Source organism: Candidatus Kerfeldbacteria bacterium, assembly GCA_016214565.1.
Lineage (GTDB): Bacteria > Patescibacteriota > Patescibacteriia > UBA10025 > JAHIVO01 > JAXDBW01.
In genome coordinates this window covers 619,489-642,311 of record JACROE010000002.1, presented here as the reverse complement: position 1 = coordinate 642,311, position 22,823 = coordinate 619,489, and the positions used below count along the sequence as shown (strand labels likewise).

Annotated in this window: 23 protein-coding genes and 3 tRNA genes; 1 reads left to right on the top strand and 25 read right to left on the bottom strand. The window is 49.6% G+C overall.

Features of this window, described 5'->3' with window-relative positions:
- Positions 1 to 45: 45 nt before the first annotated feature.
- From HZC01_03175 to HZC01_03140, 8 genes are all read right to left on the bottom strand, one after another.
- Complete coding sequence (locus HZC01_03175) at positions 46 to 1,533, bottom strand: radical SAM protein (protein ID MBI5037676.1); 1,488 nt, start codon at positions 1,531 to 1,533, stop codon at positions 46 to 48.
- Positions 1,520 to 2,881 (bottom strand): radical SAM protein, encoded by a 1,362-nt coding sequence (locus tag HZC01_03170; GenBank protein ID MBI5037675.1) that lies wholly within the window; start codon positions 2,879 to 2,881, stop codon positions 1,520 to 1,522. The genes HZC01_03175 and HZC01_03170 overlap by 14 nt, the downstream gene beginning before the upstream one ends.
- An 81-nt stretch (positions 2,882 to 2,962) precedes the next feature.
- The gene (locus tag HZC01_03165; GenBank protein ID MBI5037674.1) at positions 2,963 to 3,271 is read right to left on the bottom strand and encodes an RNHCP domain-containing protein; all 309 of its coding nucleotides are present in this window, start codon (positions 3,269 to 3,271) and stop codon (positions 2,963 to 2,965) included.
- Positions 3,272 to 3,516: 245 nt separating this feature from the next.
- Positions 3,517 to 3,816 (bottom strand): hypothetical protein, encoded by a 300-nt coding sequence (locus tag HZC01_03160; protein ID MBI5037673.1) that lies wholly within the window; start codon positions 3,814 to 3,816, stop codon positions 3,517 to 3,519.
- A 98-nt stretch (positions 3,817 to 3,914) separates the two neighbouring features.
- Positions 3,915 to 3,988 (bottom strand) — tRNA-Asn (locus HZC01_03155).
- Positions 3,989 to 4,159: 171 nt separating this feature from the next.
- A complete protein-coding gene (locus HZC01_03150; protein MBI5037672.1) occupies positions 4,160 to 4,852 on the bottom strand; it encodes a TVP38/TMEM64 family protein in 693 nt (230 codons plus the stop codon).
- A gap of 30 nt (positions 4,853 to 4,882) precedes the next feature.
- A complete protein-coding gene (locus tag HZC01_03145) occupies positions 4,883 to 5,215 on the bottom strand; it encodes a tRNA-binding protein (GenBank protein MBI5037671.1) in 333 nt (110 codons plus the stop codon).
- A gap of 2 nt (positions 5,216 to 5,217) precedes the next feature.
- Positions 5,218 to 6,090, bottom strand: coding sequence for a VIT1/CCC1 transporter family protein (locus HZC01_03140; GenBank protein MBI5037670.1), 873 nt, complete (start codon positions 6,088 to 6,090; stop codon positions 5,218 to 5,220).
- Positions 6,091 to 6,401: 311 nt separating this feature from the next.
- Between HZC01_03140 and HZC01_03135 the strand changes: the two genes are divergently transcribed.
- Positions 6,402 to 7,022 (top strand): hypothetical protein, encoded by a 621-nt coding sequence (locus tag HZC01_03135; GenBank protein ID MBI5037669.1) that lies wholly within the window; start codon positions 6,402 to 6,404, stop codon positions 7,020 to 7,022.
- Between the two features lie 370 nt (positions 7,023 to 7,392).
- Here the strand turns inward: HZC01_03135 and HZC01_03130 are convergent.
- The 17 genes from HZC01_03130 to HZC01_03050 form a co-directional block, all read right to left on the bottom strand.
- Positions 7,393 to 7,464 (bottom strand) — tRNA-Asn (locus HZC01_03130).
- A 103-nt stretch (positions 7,465 to 7,567) separates the two neighbouring features.
- Positions 7,568 to 8,815 (bottom strand): RNA polymerase sigma factor RpoD, encoded by a 1,248-nt coding sequence (gene rpoD / locus HZC01_03125; protein ID MBI5037668.1) that lies wholly within the window; start codon positions 8,813 to 8,815, stop codon positions 7,568 to 7,570.
- Positions 8,816 to 8,832: 17 nt separating this feature from the next.
- Positions 8,833 to 10,626 (bottom strand): DNA primase, encoded by a 1,794-nt coding sequence (locus HZC01_03120; GenBank protein ID MBI5037667.1) that lies wholly within the window; start codon positions 10,624 to 10,626, stop codon positions 8,833 to 8,835.
- Positions 10,613 to 10,975, bottom strand: a complete 363-nt coding sequence (locus tag HZC01_03115) for an AraC family ligand binding domain-containing protein (GenBank protein MBI5037666.1) — start codon at positions 10,973 to 10,975, stop codon at positions 10,613 to 10,615. Before HZC01_03115 ends, HZC01_03120 begins: the two co-directional genes overlap by 14 nt.
- A gap of 31 nt (positions 10,976 to 11,006) precedes the next feature.
- Positions 11,007 to 11,744: a trypsin-like peptidase domain-containing protein gene (locus HZC01_03110; protein ID MBI5037665.1), complete on the bottom strand. Its 738-nt coding sequence runs from the start codon at positions 11,742 to 11,744 to the stop codon at positions 11,007 to 11,009.
- A gap of 226 nt (positions 11,745 to 11,970) precedes the next feature.
- Positions 11,971 to 12,057 (bottom strand) — tRNA-Ser (locus HZC01_03105).
- Between the two features lie 782 nt (positions 12,058 to 12,839).
- Positions 12,840 to 15,245 carry a phosphoenolpyruvate synthase gene (ppsA, locus tag HZC01_03100; protein ID MBI5037664.1) on the bottom strand — a complete coding sequence of 802 codons (2,406 nt, stop codon included), beginning with the start codon at positions 15,243 to 15,245 and terminating at the stop codon, positions 12,840 to 12,842.
- 97 nt (positions 15,246 to 15,342) lie between these two features.
- Positions 15,343 to 15,645, bottom strand: a complete 303-nt coding sequence (locus tag HZC01_03095) for a DUF4870 domain-containing protein (GenBank protein ID MBI5037663.1) — start codon at positions 15,643 to 15,645, stop codon at positions 15,343 to 15,345.
- A complete protein-coding gene (locus HZC01_03090) occupies positions 15,638 to 16,132 on the bottom strand; it encodes a hypothetical protein (protein ID MBI5037662.1) in 495 nt (164 codons plus the stop codon). The genes HZC01_03095 and HZC01_03090 overlap by 8 nt, the downstream gene beginning before the upstream one ends.
- A 197-nt stretch (positions 16,133 to 16,329) precedes the next feature.
- Positions 16,330 to 16,866 carry a hypothetical protein gene (locus tag HZC01_03085; GenBank protein MBI5037661.1) on the bottom strand — a complete coding sequence of 179 codons (537 nt, stop codon included), beginning with the start codon at positions 16,864 to 16,866 and terminating at the stop codon, positions 16,330 to 16,332.
- 200 nt (positions 16,867 to 17,066) lie between these two features.
- The gene (groL, locus tag HZC01_03080) at positions 17,067 to 18,701 is read right to left on the bottom strand and encodes a chaperonin GroEL (protein ID MBI5037660.1); all 1,635 of its coding nucleotides are present in this window, start codon (positions 18,699 to 18,701) and stop codon (positions 17,067 to 17,069) included.
- Between the two features lie 35 nt (positions 18,702 to 18,736).
- Positions 18,737 to 19,012, bottom strand: a complete 276-nt coding sequence (locus HZC01_03075; GenBank protein ID MBI5037659.1) for a co-chaperone GroES — start codon at positions 19,010 to 19,012, stop codon at positions 18,737 to 18,739.
- Between the two features lie 113 nt (positions 19,013 to 19,125).
- A complete protein-coding gene (locus tag HZC01_03070) occupies positions 19,126 to 20,448 on the bottom strand; it encodes an O-antigen ligase family protein (protein MBI5037658.1) in 1,323 nt (440 codons plus the stop codon).
- Positions 20,445 to 21,365 (bottom strand): hypothetical protein, encoded by a 921-nt coding sequence (locus HZC01_03065; GenBank protein ID MBI5037657.1) that lies wholly within the window; start codon positions 21,363 to 21,365, stop codon positions 20,445 to 20,447. Before HZC01_03065 ends, HZC01_03070 begins: the two co-directional genes overlap by 4 nt.
- Positions 21,366 to 21,637: 272 nt before the next feature.
- Positions 21,638 to 22,063: a hypothetical protein gene (locus HZC01_03060; GenBank protein ID MBI5037656.1), complete on the bottom strand. Its 426-nt coding sequence runs from the start codon at positions 22,061 to 22,063 to the stop codon at positions 21,638 to 21,640.
- A gap of 132 nt (positions 22,064 to 22,195) precedes the next feature.
- Positions 22,196 to 22,474, bottom strand: coding sequence for a hypothetical protein (locus HZC01_03055; protein ID MBI5037655.1), 279 nt, complete (start codon positions 22,472 to 22,474; stop codon positions 22,196 to 22,198).
- Positions 22,475 to 22,569: 95 nt separating this feature from the next.
- Positions 22,570 to 22,812, bottom strand: a complete 243-nt coding sequence (locus HZC01_03050; GenBank protein ID MBI5037654.1) for a Rieske 2Fe-2S domain-containing protein — start codon at positions 22,810 to 22,812, stop codon at positions 22,570 to 22,572.
- Positions 22,813 to 22,823: the final 11 nt, after the last annotated feature.

Genomic DNA, 22,823 nt, shown 5'->3' with positions numbered 1-22,823 from the left:
TTGGTGACATTGATCTTGGTCACTTTTGTGCTGTCTAAGACAGCCTTACACTTTGACAAGCTTAACCACCTCCTTTAAAGTGCGAATGTTATTTCCCCCAAGGGGGAAAGTTATCAGAATATGTACCTTGCGATACGCTTCAATAATACTAGCATACAATTCCGGACACATGCTGTCCAGAATCTGCAGCGCTCGCCGTTCGAATTCCTCGAGCAGTCCCTCGCTCCCCAGATATCGAGTAATCTGACAATCCTGATGAAGTGCCCAGACCAGCATGCCATCTTCCCGCACCTCCAACCCAATCGGGTAGAGGCGACAGGAAAAAGGACGATCGGCATACACTCGGCAGCGACGCGGCTGGAGCGAACAGAGCTGACTACAGAGCGGCGACGGAACCGATACGTCGATTGAACCGTCTTCTTTTTCAGGAAAAGAATGGATGAACGACGCGGCGTCATTCACTTCGACCGTATCGACCTCACACTGCTGGAGACGAGTCAATTCCTCAGGCATCAGCCAGACGAATCCCTGGCAACACTTATCCTGGCACGCGACACACACATCGGCAAACGGCGCATACAACGCGTCGAGTGCCTGATTGAGTGCGTCCAGGGTTTCTAACTTCGACTCAACGGAAACCAGCGGGCACCTGATCGGCTGATTGATAATCATCGTCACGCGCGGACTTGATAATACGCGATACGAACATGCGCTGCCACTACACTGACTGATCAAGTCGGTCTGAAGCAGTTCATCAAGTGAATGCTCCAGAATGTGCCCCAGTGCGGCGCTGTGTGCATACTGCACCTGCTCACTGCAGAGGAACACTTGACCATCAGAGCGAAGGTAGACAGCCGAGCCGTCAGCCCAGCATCCGTCCGGAGCCCACTCCGGCGTTTCACCGAAATGCTCGCGGGCTGCATCGGCAACCATCACGGTCAGCTGTTCGCGCAACGCTTCATTCAGTGCCAGACGGGGCCAAATCGCTTCGGCGCGACCAGCCAATGACACTTCATTGACATGAATACCGCAATCAAAGTGCTTGGCGAGAGCGATGAGCGATGGCAACTCGTGGATATTTCCCCGAGTAACCGTTGCATACAGCGTTACGGGTATGGCCTGCGCTCGCGCAGACACAATCGTCTGCATCGCCCGGTCAAATGACCCGTCACCGCGCAGGGCATCATGCAATTCTGCAGTCGTCGCATCCAAGCTGACGCCGAGCGGGATGGCCAATTGCTGAAGCATCATGAGCTGCCCTTGCCGAACCAGATACCCGTTAGTGATGACGGCTTGCACAATGCCTGCCTGATGCGCCTGCTGAAGCAGCGTCGCGAAATCACGCCGGACAAACGGTTCTCCGCCGGTCCAGCAAATACGCTGCACGCCTGCTGCTGCTAATCGATCGATGATCTGCACCGCTTCGTCCGGATTGAGCTCACCAGTACGTGGCGCACCTGAACACTGAACACAGTGTAAACAGCGCAGATTGCACGCGTTAGTGATTTCCCAATGCACATCATGTACCGGCATGAGTCACCTCCGTTTCATCAAGTGCGCCAGCCCGGATAAACAGCGAGATAGCCCGCCGCAATTCCGGCTCGGGGATCTCATCGGCAAAATAGGTAATGACCGATTGTTCAGTCAATAACCTCTTGTCAATGATAGCTCGAAGCACTTCGAGTGCGCCGTCATTCAATGTCACCGTCTGATACCGCGTCACCAAGAATCGTTCCGGATGGCGATCGAGTATCTTCGTGTAGCGATTGACGAAAAACTGACGATAGGCTTCAGGAAACGAAACCTCCGTGGTAGCAGTCGGCTGTATCACGCTGACATCGATGGGCGGCTTGATCAACCCACGTACTGCGTAATCGATACAGAATCGATCCGAACAGTTTGCGTCGACCTTGCAGCCACAGACGCATTCGTCCAGCAACGGACACGAGCGGCACGGCTCCTCGACCCACGACAAATCGCGGAACGTATCGAGTGAGCGCTGCTGCCAAATCGCCTCAAGCGATTCCAGCAACACATTACCAAACACCAGTTGTGATTGGTTGCAGAGCCGGACGTCACCCGATGGGTTGATGGCGCAGAATGTAGACCCCACGCCACAATTGGCAGTCATGCCTTCCCGAATCAGCCGTTCATCAATGCAGTACGGGATGGCCGTGCCAAATCCGACCCGACCACCAAGCTGAGGAAAATCTTCCCGCGCTCGCAACATCTGCGTTACCGCATCCCGGAACTGATCCATGGTTGGCTTCAACCGCGGGTCATTGACCGAATGCTGCGCGCCGATGCCGCCATCTTCATACCGATCCACGAAAATCGATTCCATGCCATGTTCCACGGCAATACGAATGATATCGTAGATCTCATGCGCGTTATACCCCGTCAAAACCGGAATACAACGTACATCATGTCCCTGGCCCACATAGTAATCAATCGAGCGAAGCGCTTGATCGAAACTATGAGGTCGTCGCGTGATGAAATCATGCGCTTCGGCTGTGGCTCCGTGGAGCGGTACGCCGAAGCAGGCCAAACGCGGCGAAATGCCGCGCAGAGTGATTCGCCCGTTGGTAACGATCGTTACTGACGAATGATCACTGAGGAGCTCAATGTACTCATTGAGCTTTTCGACGCCGAGCATACTCGGTTCACCCCCAATCAGATACACATGCGGTATCTGACTGGCAGCCACGGATCGTACGACCCGATCGATCAATGAAGTATTGATCGGTTTTTCGCGCTCCGGATTGTAACAAAAGATACAATCCGAATTGCATTGATAAGTCGTCTCGATGTGACACAGATGCGGCACCGAATCAAACGGCACGCACCCAACGGCACATCCAGCACATTTCTGCTTATCCACGACGGACTCCTTTCTGATATATCAACAAAAACATCACTTTTCAGAAAAAGGCGAAGGGGCAGTACTGTATAAGCAACATTACTACCCCTGGATGCCGTGCGACGAGATACGTATGATCTCGTCCATGTCGTCCTCTGGTGCAGCCTTGTTTTTTCGAACATGACCGCACGATTGACAACGCTGGACGATTACGAAATCGCCACGCTTTTGCTCGATCGAGATTGGCTCCATCATACCGAGACACTCGGCTTGACGATCGCCCGGATTTACGTCGACATGTTTTGACCACAAGCAAGCTGGACAATGGTTGGTATACCCTGTCCCCTTAACCTCATGGCCGCAATGCTCGCACGTAAAATCCTCGACCGTGCGTGTGAATTGTTTGGTCATCTGAACGATAAAACCTCCTTCGTTTCTCATTGTACTAAATTGTCAATGAGCCGTACACTATACGCTGAAACAGCCCATTTTGTCAAGCCCAGCGGGGTTATGCCTATCGCACACTCAAGGGACGGAATTGCCAAAAGACGGCTCAGCCCGTAGATTCTCGAGCTGGCATTTAATGACACAAACGAGCCGACAAGATGATACAACCGCTGACACTAAAAACTAACGTATTATATCCAGTACAGCACTTAGTGGTCTGGGCCAAATATTTCCCCAAGGATAAATACCAACATCAAAAAACCAATACCGGTTGCAATAAATACCAGCACTGATCGTTCTTTGCTCTTCGTAATACTGATGCTCCCAAAGATAAAAGCGAATACCCCCGAAAGCCACACCAGCGTCATGGGAATAGAAATGTAGAGGTTATCAAAAAAAGTTTCTCCACCCTCCTGGCCAGACGCAACAATTATTTGCGCAATGGCAAAGAAGATAACAAAAAAGGCCAAGCACCACGCGGACCATTTCCCTAGCTTAGTTTTTGGCATATATATGTATTCCTTTCTATTATAAGTATGAGACCTAGCAAAAAAATGTCAATCAATTTGGGATTCATTATCAACAAACAATATTATTCCGTTACAAGCTCTGGGGGGAGGACTCGAACCTCCAACATCTGCATTAACAGTGCAGCGTTCTACCAAATTAAACTACCCCAGAATTTATAACGCAACCAATTAATATATATTAAAAATTCCGCCTTTTCGGCGGAACATCATCTATTATTTAAACACGATGAATTACGCCGAAGGGTTTCGGAAAAAATTATTGGCATTATTATTTCGTGCGTGTGTCATACGGGGATGATAGTAGCGTATGTATAGTTAGTTGTCAAACGGGACTACGACGGTTGATGCTCCGCTGAACCAATACCGCAATAAATACAAGTATAAGCATACTGGCAAAATACCAGGTTTGTGTCGCTTTTGACGCTTCCACCAAATTATTGCCAAACGAGGTGAGTATCGTCAGATTAATAGCAAATCCTATGGGCATATAAATGGCAAAACGGCGGTAGGATACTTGTGATAGCCCAACCACATACCCAATCATATCCGTAGGAAACAAGATGGGAATGACATACGCCAATGCGATCAGCAGTCGATTACGCCGAAAAAATGCATCATAGGAATCAATATGTTTCCCTCGCACAATTTTTTCCACCACTGGTCGGCCCAGTTTCCTTCCAATAAAAAACGTAAGGGATGATCCAATGACATTGGCCACCCAAACATAGAGTACGCCTGGCCAGACACCATAGAGCACGCCAGCGGCAATAGAGATAAAGGTTCCGGGTATCGGAGCTAGGATCGATTCAGCGACAATGGTCATCATCATTGCCAATGGACCAGACGCGCCTAAGCGTTCAGTCCATTCCTGAATCGTCGCCGCATCCGGCAACGGCGGGCTCCACCAAATGAATGCGCCCACAATCAAAATGATTCCCCCAATGATGAAGAAATCCTTTTTCCAATCATTGGCTTCACGCCTGAGAATCCATCGGATTGTGCCACGTATAGACATATTACTATTATACCCTGCTTTTTATTCTATTTAATACACGCGACTGCCTAACGGCGCGTCACGATCCGGCTGGAGCAGTACTAATGCACCGGCGTCGTTTGAAACCCCCATCACCAGCACTTCGGACATAAAGCCTGCAATGTTCTTTGGTGGAAAATTAACTGTACAGACCACGAGTCTCCCCATCAATTGTTCAGGCGTATAATCCCGCTTGGCCTGGACGCTCGACCACTTGGTGCCGAGTTCGGTACCGAAATCAACCTGCACGCGGAAAGACGGATTTTTCGCCCGAGGGAATTCTTCGACCGCACTGATCCGACCGACACGCATGTCTACTTTCTGAAAATCATCGTAGGAAATCATGGCTAGACATCAATATTAAAAAATTTACTGACAATAAATCCTATGGAAAACGTAACCGCTGCAACTCCCAGACTGAGGCCCGCCATTTCAACAAATCGTTTGCGGAATGAATATCCTTGGGCAATTGACACATAATAATTAAACAAGGCAATTATCAGTAACGCCGCGCTTAGTGAAATCGCCAGTGCCACAAACGGATTCTCGAGGAAAAAGAATGGCAAAATCAGGACAACCACGGTCATCACATACGCCACGCCCGTATATAATGAGGCGCGTACTGGATGCCGACCATCTCCTTCTGATTTAGTGGACAAATATTCCGACACTGCCATGGATAATGACGCGGCAATGCCGGTGATTAATCCGACCACCGCAATAATGTCCGTCCGCTGCAGCGTCAGGGTAAATCCAGCCAGCGCACCAGTTAATTCAACAAGGGCGTCATTTAAACCAAGAACCATTGAGCCCACGTACTTCAACCGCTCTTCATCGATCATGCCGATCAATTCTCTTTCATGCCGCTCTTCGTCGCGGATGATCTGTTCATCAATCTGGGTTAATTGTGCGCTCGAAGCATAGCGTGCCTGAGCTTTCTCTTCACCCTGTTCCATCAGTTTCACCGCAAAGGTCAAGCCAAAAACACGCCCCAAAAATACATACCAACGAATCATCATCTGTCGCGGGGCAATGTCCTGACCCGAGCGTTCTTTCCAGAAATTATAATGAGCTAGTTCGTCAGCAGCGATCCGCTCGAGTACCTGACGATTATGCGCATCCCGCATACTTGCCGCTAAGCGGAGATAAATAAAGTGTTCAGTGATTTCATTCCGCTGGGCGGATTGGATTAATTGTTGGGCGTCGAGACTTTGTGACATAGATTAATATTGTAGCATGGAAAACGCAAAATTGCTTATTTTGGAAGCGATGTTTTTCCAAATAAGTGAAACATTCATCCTTGACAGGATTTATTAATAATGATAAGTTTCCCCCTTATTTTGTACATTCAAATCCTAATTAAACAGGGTAATTTGTGGGGTCTTTTTATTAGAAACAGGCTCCTGTCATGTCTATCGAAAAATAACATAATAGACTTGTAGAAATCTGTTTCTAATGAACCTAAACAGGGCTCGTACGGCTCACGGTGGTCGTACTGAAGTATCCTGCCAATCGTAAGGAGGATGTCGCCATGGCACAATCCATGTCCTCATCTGCAGTGACTATCACTGATGATCAAATCTTACAGTTAACTAAGCGCATCATAACCCAGCTACGCAAGAGCGGCCTCCCCAGCGTAGAATCACAAGGGGTCATTGAAGCTCAAGGCAGAGACCTTGTCAGGCAGTTCGTCCATAATTTTAGTACACACGTACATATCAAAGTGAACGCTTCCCTGCCAACAGATCTTAGGCGTGAGGTTTTCGATCTAAGTGATGTCTTTGGCAATGACGTTACCATTGATGGGCGGCCAATCAACAACTGTTTCGGAGGAGCCCCGGGTGCTAGAATATTTTTTGGCAAAAAAAACGAATATGGCCCCCCAATGGATGAGCAGGAATATCTTTCCCTTCTTAGAAAGAAGCCCGTTAGAGCTCGTCTGAATTTCAAAGACTTCCTTATGCTTTATGAGGAAGAGGGTCAGAAGACGCTGCGCTGGATGAATGAGAAACGCGGAAAAACCAGCATCAGTTTTGATGATGTTATCATGTGTGATTCAAAAGGCACGCATTATAACCTTTCTCTCGACATGGAAGAAGATGATTCCTGGGATTGGAGCACCCTCGATTCTGATTGGGGCGAAAGTGCCTAACGCGCACACCTTTGCAGCTCTGCACAAAATCTACTTGCCAAAGTCTCGGCGCAAGTTGATTTGGATCTAATTCTACACACCTTAGGTTCTACTCTTTGACCCTTTCCCTTTGCTCTTTAGCAAGAGCGCACACAATCCCCCGATTCTTCCATTCATTTGGAAAGACCGGGGGTTTTTTTATTTCTAGGCATACAGACAAAAACCGCCCGGTTTTGGGCGGATCAGCTCCCTGGCTCCGGGGATCCCGACGTACGTCGGGACAACCAAGTGGTTAACCCCGATGGTTCGCAGCCGCTCACATCGGGGCAGGCCCGCTTCGCCAAAGCGCAGCGAGGCGAGCAGTCACCTTATGATAATAAAAAATTCTCTGCTCCGGGGACAGGATTCGAACCTGCGACCAAGTGGTTAACAGCCACCTGCTCTACCACTGAGCTACCCCGGAACGGAGAATTTTTTATTACCTGGACCATTCCGACGATTCTGTCGGAACCCCGACCCAGAGCGTCGGGGCTGAGCTACCCCGGAGCGCGAAAGCCGATGCAGTCTTAGTAATCGCGCAATTTTTTCATGCCCCCATGCTCTTCAATCTTTTCAAGGGCTTTTGCTTCAATCTGTCGAATACGTTCACGCGTGACACCGAATTCCTGACCAACTTCTTCTAGAGTATGCGACACGCCATCCGACAAGCCAAACCGCATTTCGAGTATCTTCTGTTCGCGCGGCGAGAGCTCACGGATGATGTCGTTCACATGATCCTTGAGGAGCTGCATGGCGGCCACCCGATCAGGCGTGACGGTCTTCACATCTTCGATAAAGTCGCCCAATACCGAATCTTCATCATCACTATCACCCACGGAGGTTTCCAGTGAAACCGTGTCCTGGGATATTTTCATAATATGGTGTATCTTGTCAACTTCCTCGCCCATTTCCGCGGCAATTTCCTCAGGCATCGGCTCACGGCCGAGATCCTGGATCAACTGACGCTCTACTTGCTGAAACCGATTGATGGTCTCCACCATATGCACCGGAATACGAATAGTGCGGGACTGGTCTGCCAGGGCTCGGGTAATCGCCTGACGAATCCACCAAGTGGCATAGGTTGAAAACTTGTAGCCTTTGCGGTAATCAAATTTTTCCACGGCGCGGAACAGGCCAATGTTGCCCTCCTGAATAAGGTCGAGTAATGATAATGAGCGGCCGGTAAATTTCTTGGCAATCGAAACGACCAAGCGGAGGTTCGCTTCGACCAATCGGCGCTGCGCTTCCACTTCGCCTTTTTCTTTGCGCTTAGCCAGTTCCATTTCTTCTGGTCCAGACAAAAGCGGTACTTTACCGATTTCCCGGAGGTACATCTGTATCGAGTCATTGGAAATATCTGACAAATCTAATCGTCGCGCGTCAACTTTGCTACCCTCCTCTTCATCATCATCGTCATCACTATCATCACCAGCTTCATTGCCAGCCGTGCCGAGAATACTGCCGGTGTCCTCAACGACCTGTATGCCCGAATCCTCCAAACGTTCCAGGAATAATTCGTAAACCGGCAAATAGTCCTCTAATTCTTTGAAGGTATACAAAAGCTCGGTTTCAGTCACGAAACCGCGAGCATGCGCTTTATCAAACAAACGATTCAAAACCGACTCCTCCAGGGTCGCCTTTACCTTCTGCGCCGGACGAGTGGCGGTTTTCTTGGCGGTGGTTTTGCGGACGGATTGTTTTTTGCGCGGATGACCGGTCTTAGCTGTTTTTTTCTTGGCAGGTGAAACCTTCTTCGTCTTCGTTTTGCTGGACATGTATCCGATAAAAAAAATTAAGAGGCCTGGTGCAACTCGGCGGCGAGATCTGCAAATTGGAGACTCAACCGTTCGAGTGATTCTCGATCGTTGCGGGATTCAGCGGCTCGCATCTGCTGTTCCAGCGATTTGAGCTGTTGCTGAATATAGTGTCGCTTCAGCGACTGGGCCCCATTCGTGACTTCGTGCTCCACTTCGGTTTCATTGAGGTCCTCGAGTGCTGCGACAGCCTGCATCGTCAAAAGATCGGCATACGTCGCGAGGGAGGAGTCCTCCTGGCGGAGCAACTGGATAAAGCCTTGATAAGTGAAATTTTGATTTTTAGTATACTGAACATTCAATAATTTGTAAAGCTGGTGGAGCTTTTCATGCGAAATGTAGGCAGACAACAAGTGTTCAAATAATGTGGGCAACAATTCCGGCCGTTCCAGACCGATGCCGACCAACCGCTCGGCGATCCGGACACTGCGATCCAGCACGGGCGCCGTTGCCACCGGACCGGCGGCGCGCTTCGGATTGGTATCGCCTGCCTCGATCTGCCGTACCTTATCTCGCAGAGTCTGCTCCTCCACCTGGAGGATGCCTGCCAATTTCTGAAGGTAATGCGTCTGTTCAATGGTGTCGGCCAACATGGCGATAATCGGTAGTACGACTTTGGCTATTTTTTTCTTTCCCTCAACCGTTGAGGCGTCATACTGCTTCACCGTGGACGTCATATAGTACTCCATGATGGACTGTGCATCAGCAATCGCCTGGTTCCAGAGTGCGGGGTCTTTCTGGATCAATTCATCGGGATCCTTGCCCTCGGGAACCGTAATAATCTTGGTGGCCATGTCCTCCTGCCAGGCCACGGTGATGCCGCGTTTGGCGGCGGTATCACCCGCTAAATCCTGGTCAAAAGCAAAGCGCACTTCAGTCGTAAATCGTTTCAATAATTTAACCTGCTCGCTGGTGAGCGCGGTGCCCGAAGCAGCCACCACGTTGGTCACGCCAGCTTGATGTGAAGCGAGGCAATCCATGTACCCCTCGACGACCACAGCAAATTTCTGTTTCTTGATTTCCGCTTTTGCTTTATCGATGCCGTAGAGCACTTGGCTTTTGTTGTAGATCAGGGTCTGGGGGGTGTTCACATATTTAGCCATGTCTTTCTCGGTGCCCAGCCACCGTCCGCCAAAACCAATCACCGTGCCATGGTTGTCCCAGATGGGAAACATCAGCCGTTTGTGGAAGCGATCATTATATCCAGCGCCGCGATCTTTCTTTACCGTCATGCCCGCCTGGAAAATATCCTCTTCTTTAAATGATTTCTTTTGCACTAAATAATTGTTCAGCGTATCCCAACCCTCAGGTGCGTAGCCCAGCTGCCAGGTCTTAATGCTTTCCTGGCTCACCCCGCGCTTGGCGAGGTAATCGCGGACGAATTGCGCTTTGGGATGGTCAACGAGAATAGCGTGATAGAATTCTGCGGCATTCCGACAAATGTCGTGGTACAGTGTTTTCTTATTTGAAATCGTCGGATCCTGATATTGCAGCTGCACGCCCGCTTTCTGCGCCAGGTGCCGCAGCGCCTCGGGGAATTCCATGCCTTCCATGCGCATGACGAAGCCGAAGATATCGCCGCCCTCGCCGCAGCCAAAGCAGTGCCAGATCTGTTTGTCTTTGGAAATCATAAAGGACGGCGTCTTCTCCCCATGAAAGGGACACAGCGCTTTGAAATTATTACTCCCGGCTGGCTTCATCTGAATATACTCGCTGAGGACCTCAACGACATCCAGTTTTGATTTGATTGCTTCGATGTTATCTTGAGGCATGTTTCTTTGGCTGCTTTATAAATCGTACATGGACTTCATTTTTAGCGTGCCATGCCGGAATCGTCGTTAATATCATCTTCATTTTCCCCATGTAATAAATTTTTGTCATCGGCGGAATAGTGATAAGATCGGTTGCTTTTACGGCGACTCTTTTGCCGTTCAAGTAAAAGCCACCCCTACCTTCGATGATGTAGTAAATAAAAGTGCTTTTTGTATCATAAAATTCCTGGAGATGACCCTGAGCGACTTCTACATATGCGACACCGGCTTCTTTGCGCTTAATGGGATAAACCCACAACTTGATGCCATGCTTCTTTTTGACCTGTGCGGTCCGGCGAGTAAGTTTCATATGTGATGACTTTTCTGACTCAAGGGAATACTTATGAATTGGCAAGTTTGGCCAACGCTTCCACATGTTGCCAAGAAATAGCCATAAAAATATTTCCTTGTGTCCCCGGGGCGCTTGGGCCACTGGCTAAAACGCCGATTAATTTGACACTCTCATCTTTTAATACAACTGGAGCGCCACTATATCCCCCAGCAACAGCTCCTGTAATTTGGATTTCTTTCCTACTGGGGTTTTCCCGGAGCTGAACCGCAACAACTCCCTCCGCGTATGTCGGCGAATGAATTGAGTTGAGTAATTGCGAACCCATTGGAAAGCCAGCATACCCCACAGCTTTCCCGACACTAGGATATTCGTTAACCATTTCCAAACCTTGAGCAGCCTCAGAATTAATAAATATTTCATTTTTATCAACAATTTTAAGAACGGCTAGATCATGTGCTAAATCTACAGAAGCAATTACCGCACGAGCATAATTTCCTAGATTCCCAACGACCAGAAGTCCTGTTTGCTCTAAAGGGCCAGCAAGCAATCCCTGAATCACATGCGCACATGTTACCAAAACTTTATAATCCTTTAGCCAGAAGGCAGTGCCTATCACTTGCAAGCTATTCCCGAAGTTTTTATTTCCTGGTAAATATGTTGGCTTGACCACCCCCACTGCCCTTACAGCCTTATAAACCCGTGGTTGATCTGCCCCTGAGATAGAAGTATTAATCGTCTCCTGAGGATCTTGTTTTGGGATTGCTGGATTAATTGATGATTGATCCATATGATTTATATATTTATTACGTGCTTATGAGCTGCACACGATACTTAATTCTCTTGGCGGAGGCGAGAGTTTCGGTCACCCGTCAATTGCCTGACGGCAATTGCGGTCGACCCCGCCTCGCGGCGCTCGCCTTCCCTTCGGGAAACTCGCGCATCGCTGCGGCTTTCTCATCCTCACGTCCTGCACGCAGGTGCAGGACTTCGCTCCTTCACTCACTTTGTTCATTCGGAGGCGAGAGGATTCGAACCTCTGAAACCCGTGAAGGTTTACGTCCTTTCCAGGGACGCCCATTCAACCGCTCTGGCACGCCTCCATTTTTCTGGTTTTCTCACCCTTGCTAGTGATAAAAAAGCGCTATGCTTAGCACTTATTCTCCAGGGTTATCCGTAAAGCTCAGTATAGCACAGCAGTTTGCGAACGCAAACGTTTTTATTGGGGATTTGACATTTTTCATCACAGGAGTAATCTGATTTCTATACATAGCCGGAGGGTTGTTATGTTTGTACATTTCATGTCAGACGCAATGACGACGGTTGCCCTCCCGGTACCACACTCAGCAGCACAGCTGCAACCACCATTCACAGTATGTGAACGACCATTTCAGCCGATCTTCAGTGATCTTTTGGTGAGATGGACCTCACGGTGGAATTGCACAAGCGGCTGCTGCTCATGCAAACTACATCTCCACAATGTGTGGCCAACCGGATTTGCTTGACGACAGTCAAGCGCGGCAATCTAACTAATGGACGACTTTGACCTCACGTGAAGTCGTCCATATTTATTTTCCGCGAAAACTTTCCTTCTACTCATATCCATTAAATCCGCCAATCAAAAAGAAATGTTACACAAAAAGAGTGAGGAGGAGCGTGCCTGAAAAGGCGCCGATGCCCACTCAAGGCGGAGCCGGTTGTGGGTCGGCAGCGACGACGAGCCTTTTTGTGTTAATTTCTTTGCCTTGGCGGCGTCTCTTTTCTGCCGCTTTTCTGGACGAGCAGAAAAGCGGCGAACAAAGAAAGGGATCAACCTAAATTAACTTAAAGAGTCGCCTGGCCGTTGGCCAGGAGACTCTTCGTTTCACTCAGAGTGACAATCGATTTACTTCCGTTTTTCTGCTTTAGCAATTGCCACCATGGTGCTCAGAATCGTGTCAGGATTCAGGGAAATGCTATTGATCCCCTGCTTGACCAGGAACTGGGCAAAGTCCGGGAAGTCAGACGGCGCTTGGCCGCAGATGCCGATATCCCGCTTGTACTGCTTTGCGGTTTTAATAACCTGGGTAACTAACCGCTTGACTGCCTCGTTCTTTTCATTGCCCACATGGGCGATGATGCCAGAGTCACGATCCAGACCGAGGGTTAATTGAGTCAAGTCATTGGACCCAATCGAGAACCCGTCAAAAATCTTTGAGAACTGGTCAGCCAAGATAACATTGGACGGAATCTCGCACATGACGTACACCTCGAGGCCGTTCACATGCTGTTTCAATCCGTTCTCCGCCATGGCTTGGATGACTTTCTTACCTTCATCAACAGTGCGGCAGAATGGCACCATTACCTTCACATTCGTCATGCCCATTTCTTCGCGCACCCGTTTCAATGCCTGGCACTCCAGGTCAAACGCTGGACGATATTTCGGATCGTAGTAGCGGGAAGCACCGCGCCAGCCAATCATCGGATTGCGCTCCTCGGGCTCAAATTGCTTGCCACCGATTAATTCAGCATATTCATTTGAACGGAAGTCGGCCAGTCGGACAATCACCTCGCGCGGATAAAATGCCGCGGCAATGGTGGCAATTCCATAGGCCAATTTATCAATGTAATATTTCTTTTTATCCGTATAGCCGATGGTTAAGGCGTCGATTTGGCGTTTGGCGGCCCGATCTTTCAGCTGGGCATAATTGACCAAAGCCATCGGATGAATCTTGATATACGAATTGATAATGAATTCCTCGCGGGCCAAACCCACACCGTCATTCGGAATCTGCGAGGTGGCGAATGCCAATTCAGGAGTGCCAAAAATCATTTTTACCTTGGTGCGTTTTGGCCGGGGTAATTTCTTAATATCAGTCCGTCGGACGGAGAAGGGCAATTTACCGGCATACACATTCCCCACATCTCCCTCGGCACAGCTCACGGTAATCGTGGAATTGTGCGGAATCTTTTTGGTCGCGCCGTCAGCACCCACGATGGCCGGAATGCCCAATTCGCGGGAAACAATGGCGGCATGGGAGGTGCGACCACCCTCGTTGGTCACGATAGCCGAAGCGATTTTCATAATCGGCTCCCAGTCGGGATCCGTCATATGAGTTACCAGCACATCACCTTTTCTGAAATCATGAATACTGCGTACGTCTTTGACCACGTTAGCTCTACCAGAACCAATTTTGGCCCCAACGGGCGATCCGCTGACAAGAAGCTTGCTCTTCTTCTTCAGCGTATAGGCCTCGAGTACATTCACGTCGCGCTGAGACACTACCGTCTCAGGGCGCGCCTGGACGATAAATAATTTACCGGTAACGCCGTCCTTGGCCCACTCCATGTCCATGGGTTTGAAATGCCCAGCTTCCTTCGAATAGTGATCTTCAATAATAGATGCCCACTTCGCCAATTTCAGAACTTCCGCATCAGTAATACAATACCGCATCCGATCAGCCGTCGGCACTGGAATATTTTTGGTGGGTGTGGCGCCGGTGGAGTAAATCATCTTGATCTTCTTGGTGCCCAGCATTTTCGAAACAATCGGTTTGAAGCCTTTTTTCAAGGTTGGCTTGTGCACATAAAACTCATCGGGACTGACCGCGCCTTGCACCACGTTTTCACCCAATCCATAGGCGGCGTTAATCAGCACCATGTCTTTGTGGCCCGACTCGGTATCAATAGAGAACATAACGCCTGAGGCGCCTTTATCCGAGCGCACCATTTTCTGCACGGCGATGGAGAGGCCGATGGAAAAATGATCAAAATGCTTGTCTTCACGATAGGAAATTGCGCGGTCGGTGAATAACGAGGCAAAACATTTTTTACATGCCTCAAGCAGCGCGTCAGCACCCCGAATATTCAAATACGTTTCTTGCTGGCCGGCAAATGACGCGTCCGGCAAATCCTCTGCCGTGGCTGACGAGCGGACGGCTACGTCTACATTTTTCCCATACTGCGCCTCGAGCTTGCGATAGTTGGCAACGATAATTTCTTTGAGATCTTTGGGAAAAGTAGTATTGAGAATCAGCTGGCGGACTTTCTTGCCATGCGCCTGGAGATTGCGGAGATTGTGAGTGTCCAAATCCTTCAGCACCCGTTTGATGTCATCCCGGATGCCCTGCTCCTCGAGTAAATAAAAATACGCCGCGGCAGTGATGGCGTATCCATTGGGGATTGAAACTTTTTGCTTCGTCAGCTTGCGGTACATTTCGCCCAAGGATGCATTCTTCCCACCGACCAAGGGGACGTCCTTGATTCCTAATTCATTAAACCAGAGTACGAGTGCCTTTGATCGTGCTGACATAAAAAATTTTTTCCGTTTAATGATAGATTGTATACACAGTATAACACAAAAAGCCCGGAAAATCAATCCCGGGCTTTCGAAATTTCAGTTTTGGCAATTACATCTTGATCTTCTCTGCTAGATCTCCTACGACCGGCACCTTATACCGCTCGCCGGACAAGGCTTTGATGAAACCAATGATGTCGAGTATCACGACCGCCAGCCAAACAAACCAGCCAATGACCGGAATAACGCCGACGAAGGAGAGAATAAATAAAATCAATCCTTGTTTCGCGTGGTATTTCACAAACTCGTCATCTTTCTTGATGATCAGCATGACAATGCTCAAAATCCACACGTAGGACAGCGCGGCCATCAGATTGCTGTCTGAATTGCCGGAAACCGGTTTCTGTTCATTCATATTTTTTTGTTCGTCCATAGATGCCACCCCCTTTCGTTTGGGATTGTTCCCTTCTGACCAAAAGACTGCGGAAGAGAAAGTACCCGATGAAACTGACGCCGATTCCCAATGCTCCGATGAGTATGGGTAATCGTACGAGATTCAATGCATACCACCACTGATGATACCAAATTATGTCAATTATGGCGAATGTAATGCCGGTCAATATGCCAAAGAGACCGCCGGCAACCAGCATGCTATTCATCGAAACAGTGCCGCGGTGAGAACTCCACCAAGCAAGCAATAACACCACCACACCGAGAATAACCCATCGTCCATACGAAAGAATGCCTAGCCAGGCGTTGATGATATCGAGGAGTACCGCCAGAACAACAAAAAGACGAGTCATACGCCAGTAATACCCGAGCGGTTTGCCCGCGATGAGCGCATTGTCTGATGGGGTAGCCGGAACAGCCGGCGCTGTTGCTTGGACAGGATTTTCATTCATAGAAATCGATGTCACATCTGTCTATAGTATAGCGCGAATTGGATAAAACCAAAACCCATCTCAATTCCCTCATCCTGAATTAATTTCAGGATCTCTTGAGATGCCGAAACCAGTTCGGCATGAGGGCAGTTAATAACCAAAAACCCCCGTCTGTTTCCATCCGGCGGGTCTTATACTATAAACTTGTCACCCCGTGATCATCCCTCCGCGGCCTCCAATGGCGACTTGGGCAGTCGAGAAGCAATGGTCTCGATTACATCACTTTCGATGGTTGTATTTGTCTGCAGCACAAAAGCGTGACTTGTTCCGATAACATCCAATGACTTTTCAGACCGCACGACTATGAGCTTGCCAAGTTTCTCTGACTTATCCACCACTCCGATCATTAACAATTCATTATCTTCCGGAGCATCCCTCAGATGGTAATCTTTACAGTCTTGCCATGCGAATATTTTTTCACGAGCCCCCTCACGAACCATTATACCCTTTTCGTCAATCCGATATCGACGCATCGGTAGCCAAGTAGGATGACGCCACATTCGGCCAAGTAATAAAAAAATAAAGACGATTAGTATTGTCCCAAAACCCCACGTATCTGGTAAAAAAATGATGAGCGCAAAAAAAACTACTGCAACTAACAATGCAATTACCGATGGCCTACTTCTCGCCCAGCCAATCCAGCTCGCAAGAGTTCCGGCGGGTATCTCCCATTCAATAGGATAGATGACAGTCATACCATCAGATTATACCAAAGGAATAATAAACCAAAAACCCCCGTCTGTTTCCATCCGGGGGTTTTCCTATTATCTCTGGAGCATGCCGAGCTTAGCATAGAATGAAGTTTCGCGAGGTCACGGGTCTTGTGGGTCCCAGACCGAGCGAATCAACCTTTTGCGAAAGGTGTCGGAAAACACTTTTCGAAAGGGTTGTCCGATTACATTCCCATCCCCATACCGCCCATACCACTCATGTCAGGCGCGCCGCCTTTGCCTTCTTTTTCCGGCAAATCGGTCACGACTGCTTCGGTGGTCAGGAGCATAGCTGCGGCTGAAGCGGCATTTTGCAATGCGCTGCGAGTCACTTTGGTGGGGTCAACGATTCCGGCAGCCACCAAATCTTCATAGACATCAGTTGCAGCATTATAGCCTTCGTTGCCTTTGCGCTGTTTCACCTGGTCAGCCACGACTGAGCCTTCTTTGCCGGCGTTGATGGCGATCTGGCGCACCGGTTCCTCGAGCGAGCGGCGCAGAATGGAGATACCGACTTTCTCATCACCATCGACGGCGACGGTGTCCAGCACCTGCATGGCGCGAATCAAAGCCACACCACCGCCCGGGACAATACCCTCTTCCACAGCGGCGCGAGTCGCGTGCAAAGCATCTTCAATCCGGTGCTTCTTTTCTTTGAGTTCGGTTTCAGTTGCTGCGCCAACTTTGATCACGGCCACGCCACCAGTTAATTTACCCAAGCGTTCGTGGAGTTTTTCTTTGTCAAAATCAGAGGTGGATTCTTTCACTTCGCTCTTGAGGCGCGCCACGCGATCTTTGATTTCCTTTTCATCGCCTTTGCCATCCACGATGGTGGTGGTGTCTTTGGTGGCGATGACACGGCGAGCCTGGCCAAGTGATTCCAATCCAGCGTTCTCAAGCTTGAGCCCAACATCTTCGCTGATCACTTTACCGCCGGTTAAGACGGCGATGTCCTCAAGCATCTCTTTGCGGCGATCGCCAAACCCTGGCGCTTTCACGCCCAGAACATTAAAGGTGCCACGAATTTTGTTCACGATAAAGGTGGTCAATGCTTCGCCTTCGATTTCATCAGCAATCACGACCAATTCTTTCTTGCCTGACTGAGCGACTTTCTCTAAGAGCGGCAAGATTTCCTGGAGTGAGGCAACTTTCTTGTCCGTGATGAGGATATGGGCGTCTTTGTATTCTGCTTCCATCCGTTCAGCATTGGTAATCATGTAGGGCGAGACATAGCCTTTGTCGAACTGCATGCCTTCCACCACTTCTTTGGACAAGCCAAACGTCTGACCTTCTTCGACGGTCACCACACCTTCGTTGCCCACTTTCTGCATGACTTCGGCGATCAAAGCGCCGACTTCCGGATCCTGGGCGGAAATGGTTCCGACCTGGGCGATTTCTTCATTGGACTTAACTTCTTTGGATAATTTCTTGAGTTCGGCCACGATGGCTTTGACACCTTTTTCAATGCCTTTCTTAATCATCATCGGGTTCGCACCAGCGGCCACGTTCTTAAATCCTTCGGCCACCATGCTCTGTGCCATGAGGGTCGCAGTAGTGGTGCCATCTCCAGCCACGTCATTGGTCTTCTTGGCTACCTCTTTGACGGCTTGGGCGCCAACATTTTCAAACTTGTCTTCGAGATCAATTTCTTCAGCAATGGTCACGCCATCATTGGTGATGGTTGGTCCGCCAAAACCTTTATCCAGGGCGACGTTGCGTCCTTTTGGCCCGAGGGTTACTTTCACCGCGTTGGCCAGTTTGTCCACGCCGGCTTTCAATAAGCTGCGCGCTTCTTCATCAAATAATATTTGCTTTGCCATAAATTCGTTGAATGGTTAATAATTCAATACTGACGTTACTCGACAACGGCGAGCACGTCTTCATCTTTTAATACTTTATACTCGACATTCTCCAGCGTCACTTCTTCGCCGGCGTATTTGCCGAAGAGCACGCGGTCGCCGACTTTCAGCCCGAGCTTGGTGATCTTTTCACCGTCGCCGATGGCCACGACCTCACCCTCTTCTTTTTTTTCTTTTTCAGCGGTCTCAGGTAACACGATGCCTGACTTGGTTACCTCTTCTTCGGTTACCGGTTTGACGGCAATCCGATCACCCAATGGTTTGAGTTTCATATGCTTTTTTGCCTTTATTTATTAATAATTGTTAATTAATTTAGCACTCTAGACTATTGAGTGCTAATACATTATAGCAATGGTTTTTACCCTGTCAAACGCCCCCTACTCCGCTATTTATCCACAACGCCAAAAGTCTCTATTTTCAGCCACATGCCGAAGAGTAGCCAGAAAAGTAACCCACCAAAAGCGAGCGACCAGATGAAGTGCTCGAAGAGCCCAATGACGAGCACACATGCCACGGCCACGGCAAAAGCGATATACCCATCAGATACAGGCGGTCGCCGAGTAAGCTGATGCATGAAGGAAGTGATAAATAATCCAAGAAGCCACAAAAACAGCATGCCGCCTAAGATGCCGAGTTCAACAAAAACTAAGAGATATATATCGTGCACCGGTTCAGCAAATCCGTCCTGGGTGGTTGGCCGCTCCTGAAAATTCGCGTAGGTGCTGGCGCCGATACCGGTGCCCGCCACCCACGTCTGACCCAGCTGTTCGAAACTATCTCGGATACCCATCATCCGCTCATCTGAGGATCGCTGCTCCAGTCGGCCGCCATCAATTAAATGCGTTTGAAACGGCTCAGGTATCAATATCCAACAGACGGCAATAACCGCAATCCCCCAGACTGCCGCGCGACACAATAGCCTCATGCGCAGTCGATCGCGCTGCCAAAGCGAGGCCACGAACATGCCGACGAATGCGACACCGGCGCCCAACCAGGCCGAGCGGGAAAAAGTGAATAAAAGTCCAGTAAGGATAATGACAAATGATGCGGGCACGCCAATGGCGCCATACCAGCCATATTTCCAATCGCGATAGACTGAGGCTAACAGTGGAATCAATAACACCAAACAGACTGCCAGGAACCCGCCGAGAATATTCGGATGGGGCAGCGTGCCATAGGCGCGCAAAAATCTGCCGGCGGTGGTCTCGATCACTGAGTCACCCAGGATGGCCGGTGCGTGGGAGGCCATGCCCAACCAGGTACTGGCCATCACTTCCTGAAAGAAAAACTGCCAGATGCCAAAACCCGCCTGCACGACGCCAGCGCCGATCAAAGCGATGGATATGCCGCGCCAAGAAAACCGCAATCGATAGATTATCCAAATCAATGAAATACCCTGAAGCAAACGCAGCCAGGCATACCATGACGTATCAGCATGAACGCTCGCCAGGACAGAACCAAATGCGATAATGACGAGCGCGCCGAGAGCCAGCCACCACTGCCGCATCCGTACTGATGTATGGGGAAAACACCAGGCGCACAGAAGTAATGCCACCCACAAAAAATCAGTAAGATAGAGACTGCCTCGGCCATACTCCCACACCCAGCCACCTAAACTCGCCTCGCGCCAAATCCACCGCGCCTGCCCGGGCAGTAAAAAAACATAGCCGTAGAGTAACCAGGTGGACATGCGATAAAACCATTTCATACGAGTGTGGCGACGCGCTCACGCCAGGCGTCATGATACTGCTGCCGGCGATCGGTATCGTGGAATTTCAGCATGGTGTCATCGACGACCACCCGCGTATCCTGGTTTGCTAATGACCGCAAGCGCTCCGGCATAACTTTGAGCTGATAATTCTTAAAAACGCGTTCAGGAATACACCAAGCAATTGCTTCAATCAATCGGTGGAGCACCCAAAAAGCCCGTACCCGACGCCGGGGCGTCAGAACTTTCGATTGAAGATTGGGCAGGTAGAGGCGCACCCAGCGATTCTGCTCCATAAAATGCGTATAGACGCCCTCGTCATATATCGGCGTTACCTGCGCAATCCAATACGCCAAATAAATATCCTCAGGCAAGGCCAACGATTCGAGATTAAGATGTTGGCGGTCTGTATAGAATGATGCGCACAACGTGTCAGTCGTATGCACCTGCGACGGGCGCAAACGGAAAAATTTTAGAAATCCAGCCAGCCAAAACCGAGCCTGCCAGATGCGACCAGGACTGGTAATCACAAAGAGGTCAATGTCTGCTTCACGACGGCTATTACTATACGCAAGCGTATTGCAAACCCCTATCATGCGCACGAACGGAACAAACCGCAACAAGCGTACCAATCGCTGCACTCGAAAATACTTTCGCTCAGCCAACCGATAGCGATCCATGCGCGTCTCAACAATCTCGGCGCGGCCAGGCAGCGCATAGAAACCCCACTGCTCAGCGATCCGCCCATTGGTTTTCAATGCCTCCAACTGCTTGACTATCTCACCAAGTGATACGGTGCCGGGTGCAGCGGTATCTGACCGATACAGCCACTGCCACACTTCAAACGGCGCCAACGGGTAATCAAACACATCAAAATACGCAATGGTCTCCAGAATAGATTTTTCCAGTGGCTGCATAGTATAGATAGTATACCCTGCTATCAGCTTCTGTTCAAAAAGTACAATGCAACTCAAAAAGTTTTAGGAACTCCAAAATTTCAGAAACAGGGTCCGGGATTTCTCTTGAGCCCTTCCAATATTGAATAGGCAAATCAGCACCCCGCGAATAGAAATCCCGGCGCTTCTTTTCTGCCACTTTTCTTGGCGCCAAGAAAAGTGGCAAATAATAAAAAGACCGGCAACACATGTAAATATGTTCCCGGTCATGATTGGCGTCGAAACGTCAATCATCAAATGGTGCCGAGCGGCATTGTCACTGCTTCCAGTGAATCATGCGCCCGTATCCACGATTCGCCTCGTTCGGGATCCATTTGGAACACCGAGAAAGCGAGATATGCCCGCGCATCTGAGTCTGCTTCGCGCAAGTCGAAATTGATATTGATGATACACGGATCATCCAGCAATTGAGCTAAGGTGTAGCTCGAGTCGACCACGGGATACCCGAGGTAGGCATTGTAGCTGATGACAGCCACGATACCGTGCGGATACTGCGCCGTGATCGTCTGCTCCCTGGGAGCAAAGTAGTTGATCGCGAAGACAAACGCGACAATGGCCAGAAGAATCAGGCCAATAACCAGAGCGGTTCGGCCAATGGAGCTCTTCTGTTGGAAGACGGGCGTACGCGCCTGATTGAATAATTGACTCTGCTTTGACATGAAAAGAACCTCCTGTTCAATACTACTGTTTGTTTCTGTTTCACAATAACCAACCATACTACAGCAAAACCCCCATTTTGTCAAGCCCCTCCGCGTGATCTTAAAAATAATCAGGCCGTAGAAGTGGTGCTTCTACGGCCGGGCGGACTGCTGGCGACGCTGTTTTTGCTCAGTGTACGCGATCATGTACGGACTGGTATCTTCGAAGAAATGCTTCACGGCTGCATTTTGGTTGCCAATATGCGACCAGCCTTTCCGGGGATACTCTCCCTTGAAATACCATCGCCGCAAATCCTCGGCGGGAATTGATCGGACCATCGCCGCGGTCACCTGCCCATACCCTGGCAGACGATGCGCCCACTCGAGATACTTGGCCACCAACTGCCGTTTGGTAGGAAATGCACGAGACATGCCTCACCTCCACGCAGAATTGTGATGATAGTTACGAACGAACAATATATCAAAACAGCCCGAACCTACCACGGCGAGGCTCGGGTGTCAAGATACTATTCGTGATCGCGTAGGGTACGCAATGGCTCGGTGGCCGGGCCTTTTATGACGGCGCCGGTCGGGGCATACCGCGCGCCATGGCAGGGGCAGTGCCAATTGTTTTCATTGCCATCCCATTCCACATCACAGAACTCATGGGTGCAATAACTACTCAATCGGTGGACAGTGCCATCGGCAGCGGTGTAGATGGCGATGTGCTTGTCTGAATCGACGTGGCCGGATAATTTTGTATCGGTCATACCAACCCACA

Coding starts and splice junctions, on each gene's coding strand:
- HZC01_03175 (MBI5037676.1), bottom strand. CDS start 1,533: ATGCCGGTACATGATGTGCATTGGGAAATCACTAACGCGTGCAATCTG.
- HZC01_03165 (MBI5037674.1), bottom strand. CDS start 3,271: ATGACCAAACAATTCACACGCACGGTCGAGGATTTTACGTGCGAGCAT.
- HZC01_03160 (MBI5037673.1), bottom strand. CDS start 3,816: ATGCCAAAAACTAAGCTAGGGAAATGGTCCGCGTGGTGCTTGGCCTTT.
- HZC01_03150 (MBI5037672.1), bottom strand. CDS start 4,852: ATGTCTATACGTGGCACAATCCGATGGATTCTCAGGCGTGAAGCCAAT.
- HZC01_03145 (MBI5037671.1), bottom strand. CDS start 5,215: ATGATTTCCTACGATGATTTTCAGAAAGTAGACATGCGTGTCGGTCGG.
- HZC01_03140 (MBI5037670.1), bottom strand. CDS start 6,090: ATGTCACAAAGTCTCGACGCCCAACAATTAATCCAATCCGCCCAGCGG.
- HZC01_03135 (MBI5037669.1), top strand. CDS start 6,402: ATGGCACAATCCATGTCCTCATCTGCAGTGACTATCACTGATGATCAA.
- rpoD (MBI5037668.1), bottom strand. CDS start 8,815: ATGTCCAGCAAAACGAAGACGAAGAAGGTTTCACCTGCCAAGAAAAAA.
- HZC01_03120 (MBI5037667.1), bottom strand. CDS start 10,626: ATGCCTCAAGATAACATCGAAGCAATCAAATCAAAACTGGATGTCGTT.
- HZC01_03115 (MBI5037666.1), bottom strand. CDS start 10,975: ATGAAACTTACTCGCCGGACCGCACAGGTCAAAAAGAAGCATGGCATC.
- HZC01_03110 (MBI5037665.1), bottom strand. CDS start 11,744: ATGGATCAATCATCAATTAATCCAGCAATCCCAAAACAAGATCCTCAG.
- ppsA (MBI5037664.1), bottom strand. CDS start 15,245: ATGTCAGCACGATCAAAGGCACTCGTACTCTGGTTTAATGAATTAGGA.
- HZC01_03095 (MBI5037663.1), bottom strand. CDS start 15,645: ATGAATGAACAGAAACCGGTTTCCGGCAATTCAGACAGCAATCTGATG.
- HZC01_03090 (MBI5037662.1), bottom strand. CDS start 16,132: ATGAATGAAAATCCTGTCCAAGCAACAGCGCCGGCTGTTCCGGCTACC.
- HZC01_03085 (MBI5037661.1), bottom strand. CDS start 16,866: ATGACTGTCATCTATCCTATTGAATGGGAGATACCCGCCGGAACTCTT.
- groL (MBI5037660.1), bottom strand. CDS start 18,701: ATGGCAAAGCAAATATTATTTGATGAAGAAGCGCGCAGCTTATTGAAA.
- HZC01_03075 (MBI5037659.1), bottom strand. CDS start 19,012: ATGAAACTCAAACCATTGGGTGATCGGATTGCCGTCAAACCGGTAACC.
- HZC01_03070 (MBI5037658.1), bottom strand. CDS start 20,448: ATGAAATGGTTTTATCGCATGTCCACCTGGTTACTCTACGGCTATGTT.
- HZC01_03065 (MBI5037657.1), bottom strand. CDS start 21,365: ATGCAGCCACTGGAAAAATCTATTCTGGAGACCATTGCGTATTTTGAT.
- HZC01_03060 (MBI5037656.1), bottom strand. CDS start 22,063: ATGTCAAAGCAGAGTCAATTATTCAATCAGGCGCGTACGCCCGTCTTC.
- HZC01_03055 (MBI5037655.1), bottom strand. CDS start 22,474: ATGTCTCGTGCATTTCCTACCAAACGGCAGTTGGTGGCCAAGTATCTC.
- HZC01_03050 (MBI5037654.1), bottom strand. CDS start 22,812: ATGACCGATACAAAATTATCCGGCCACGTCGATTCAGACAAGCACATC.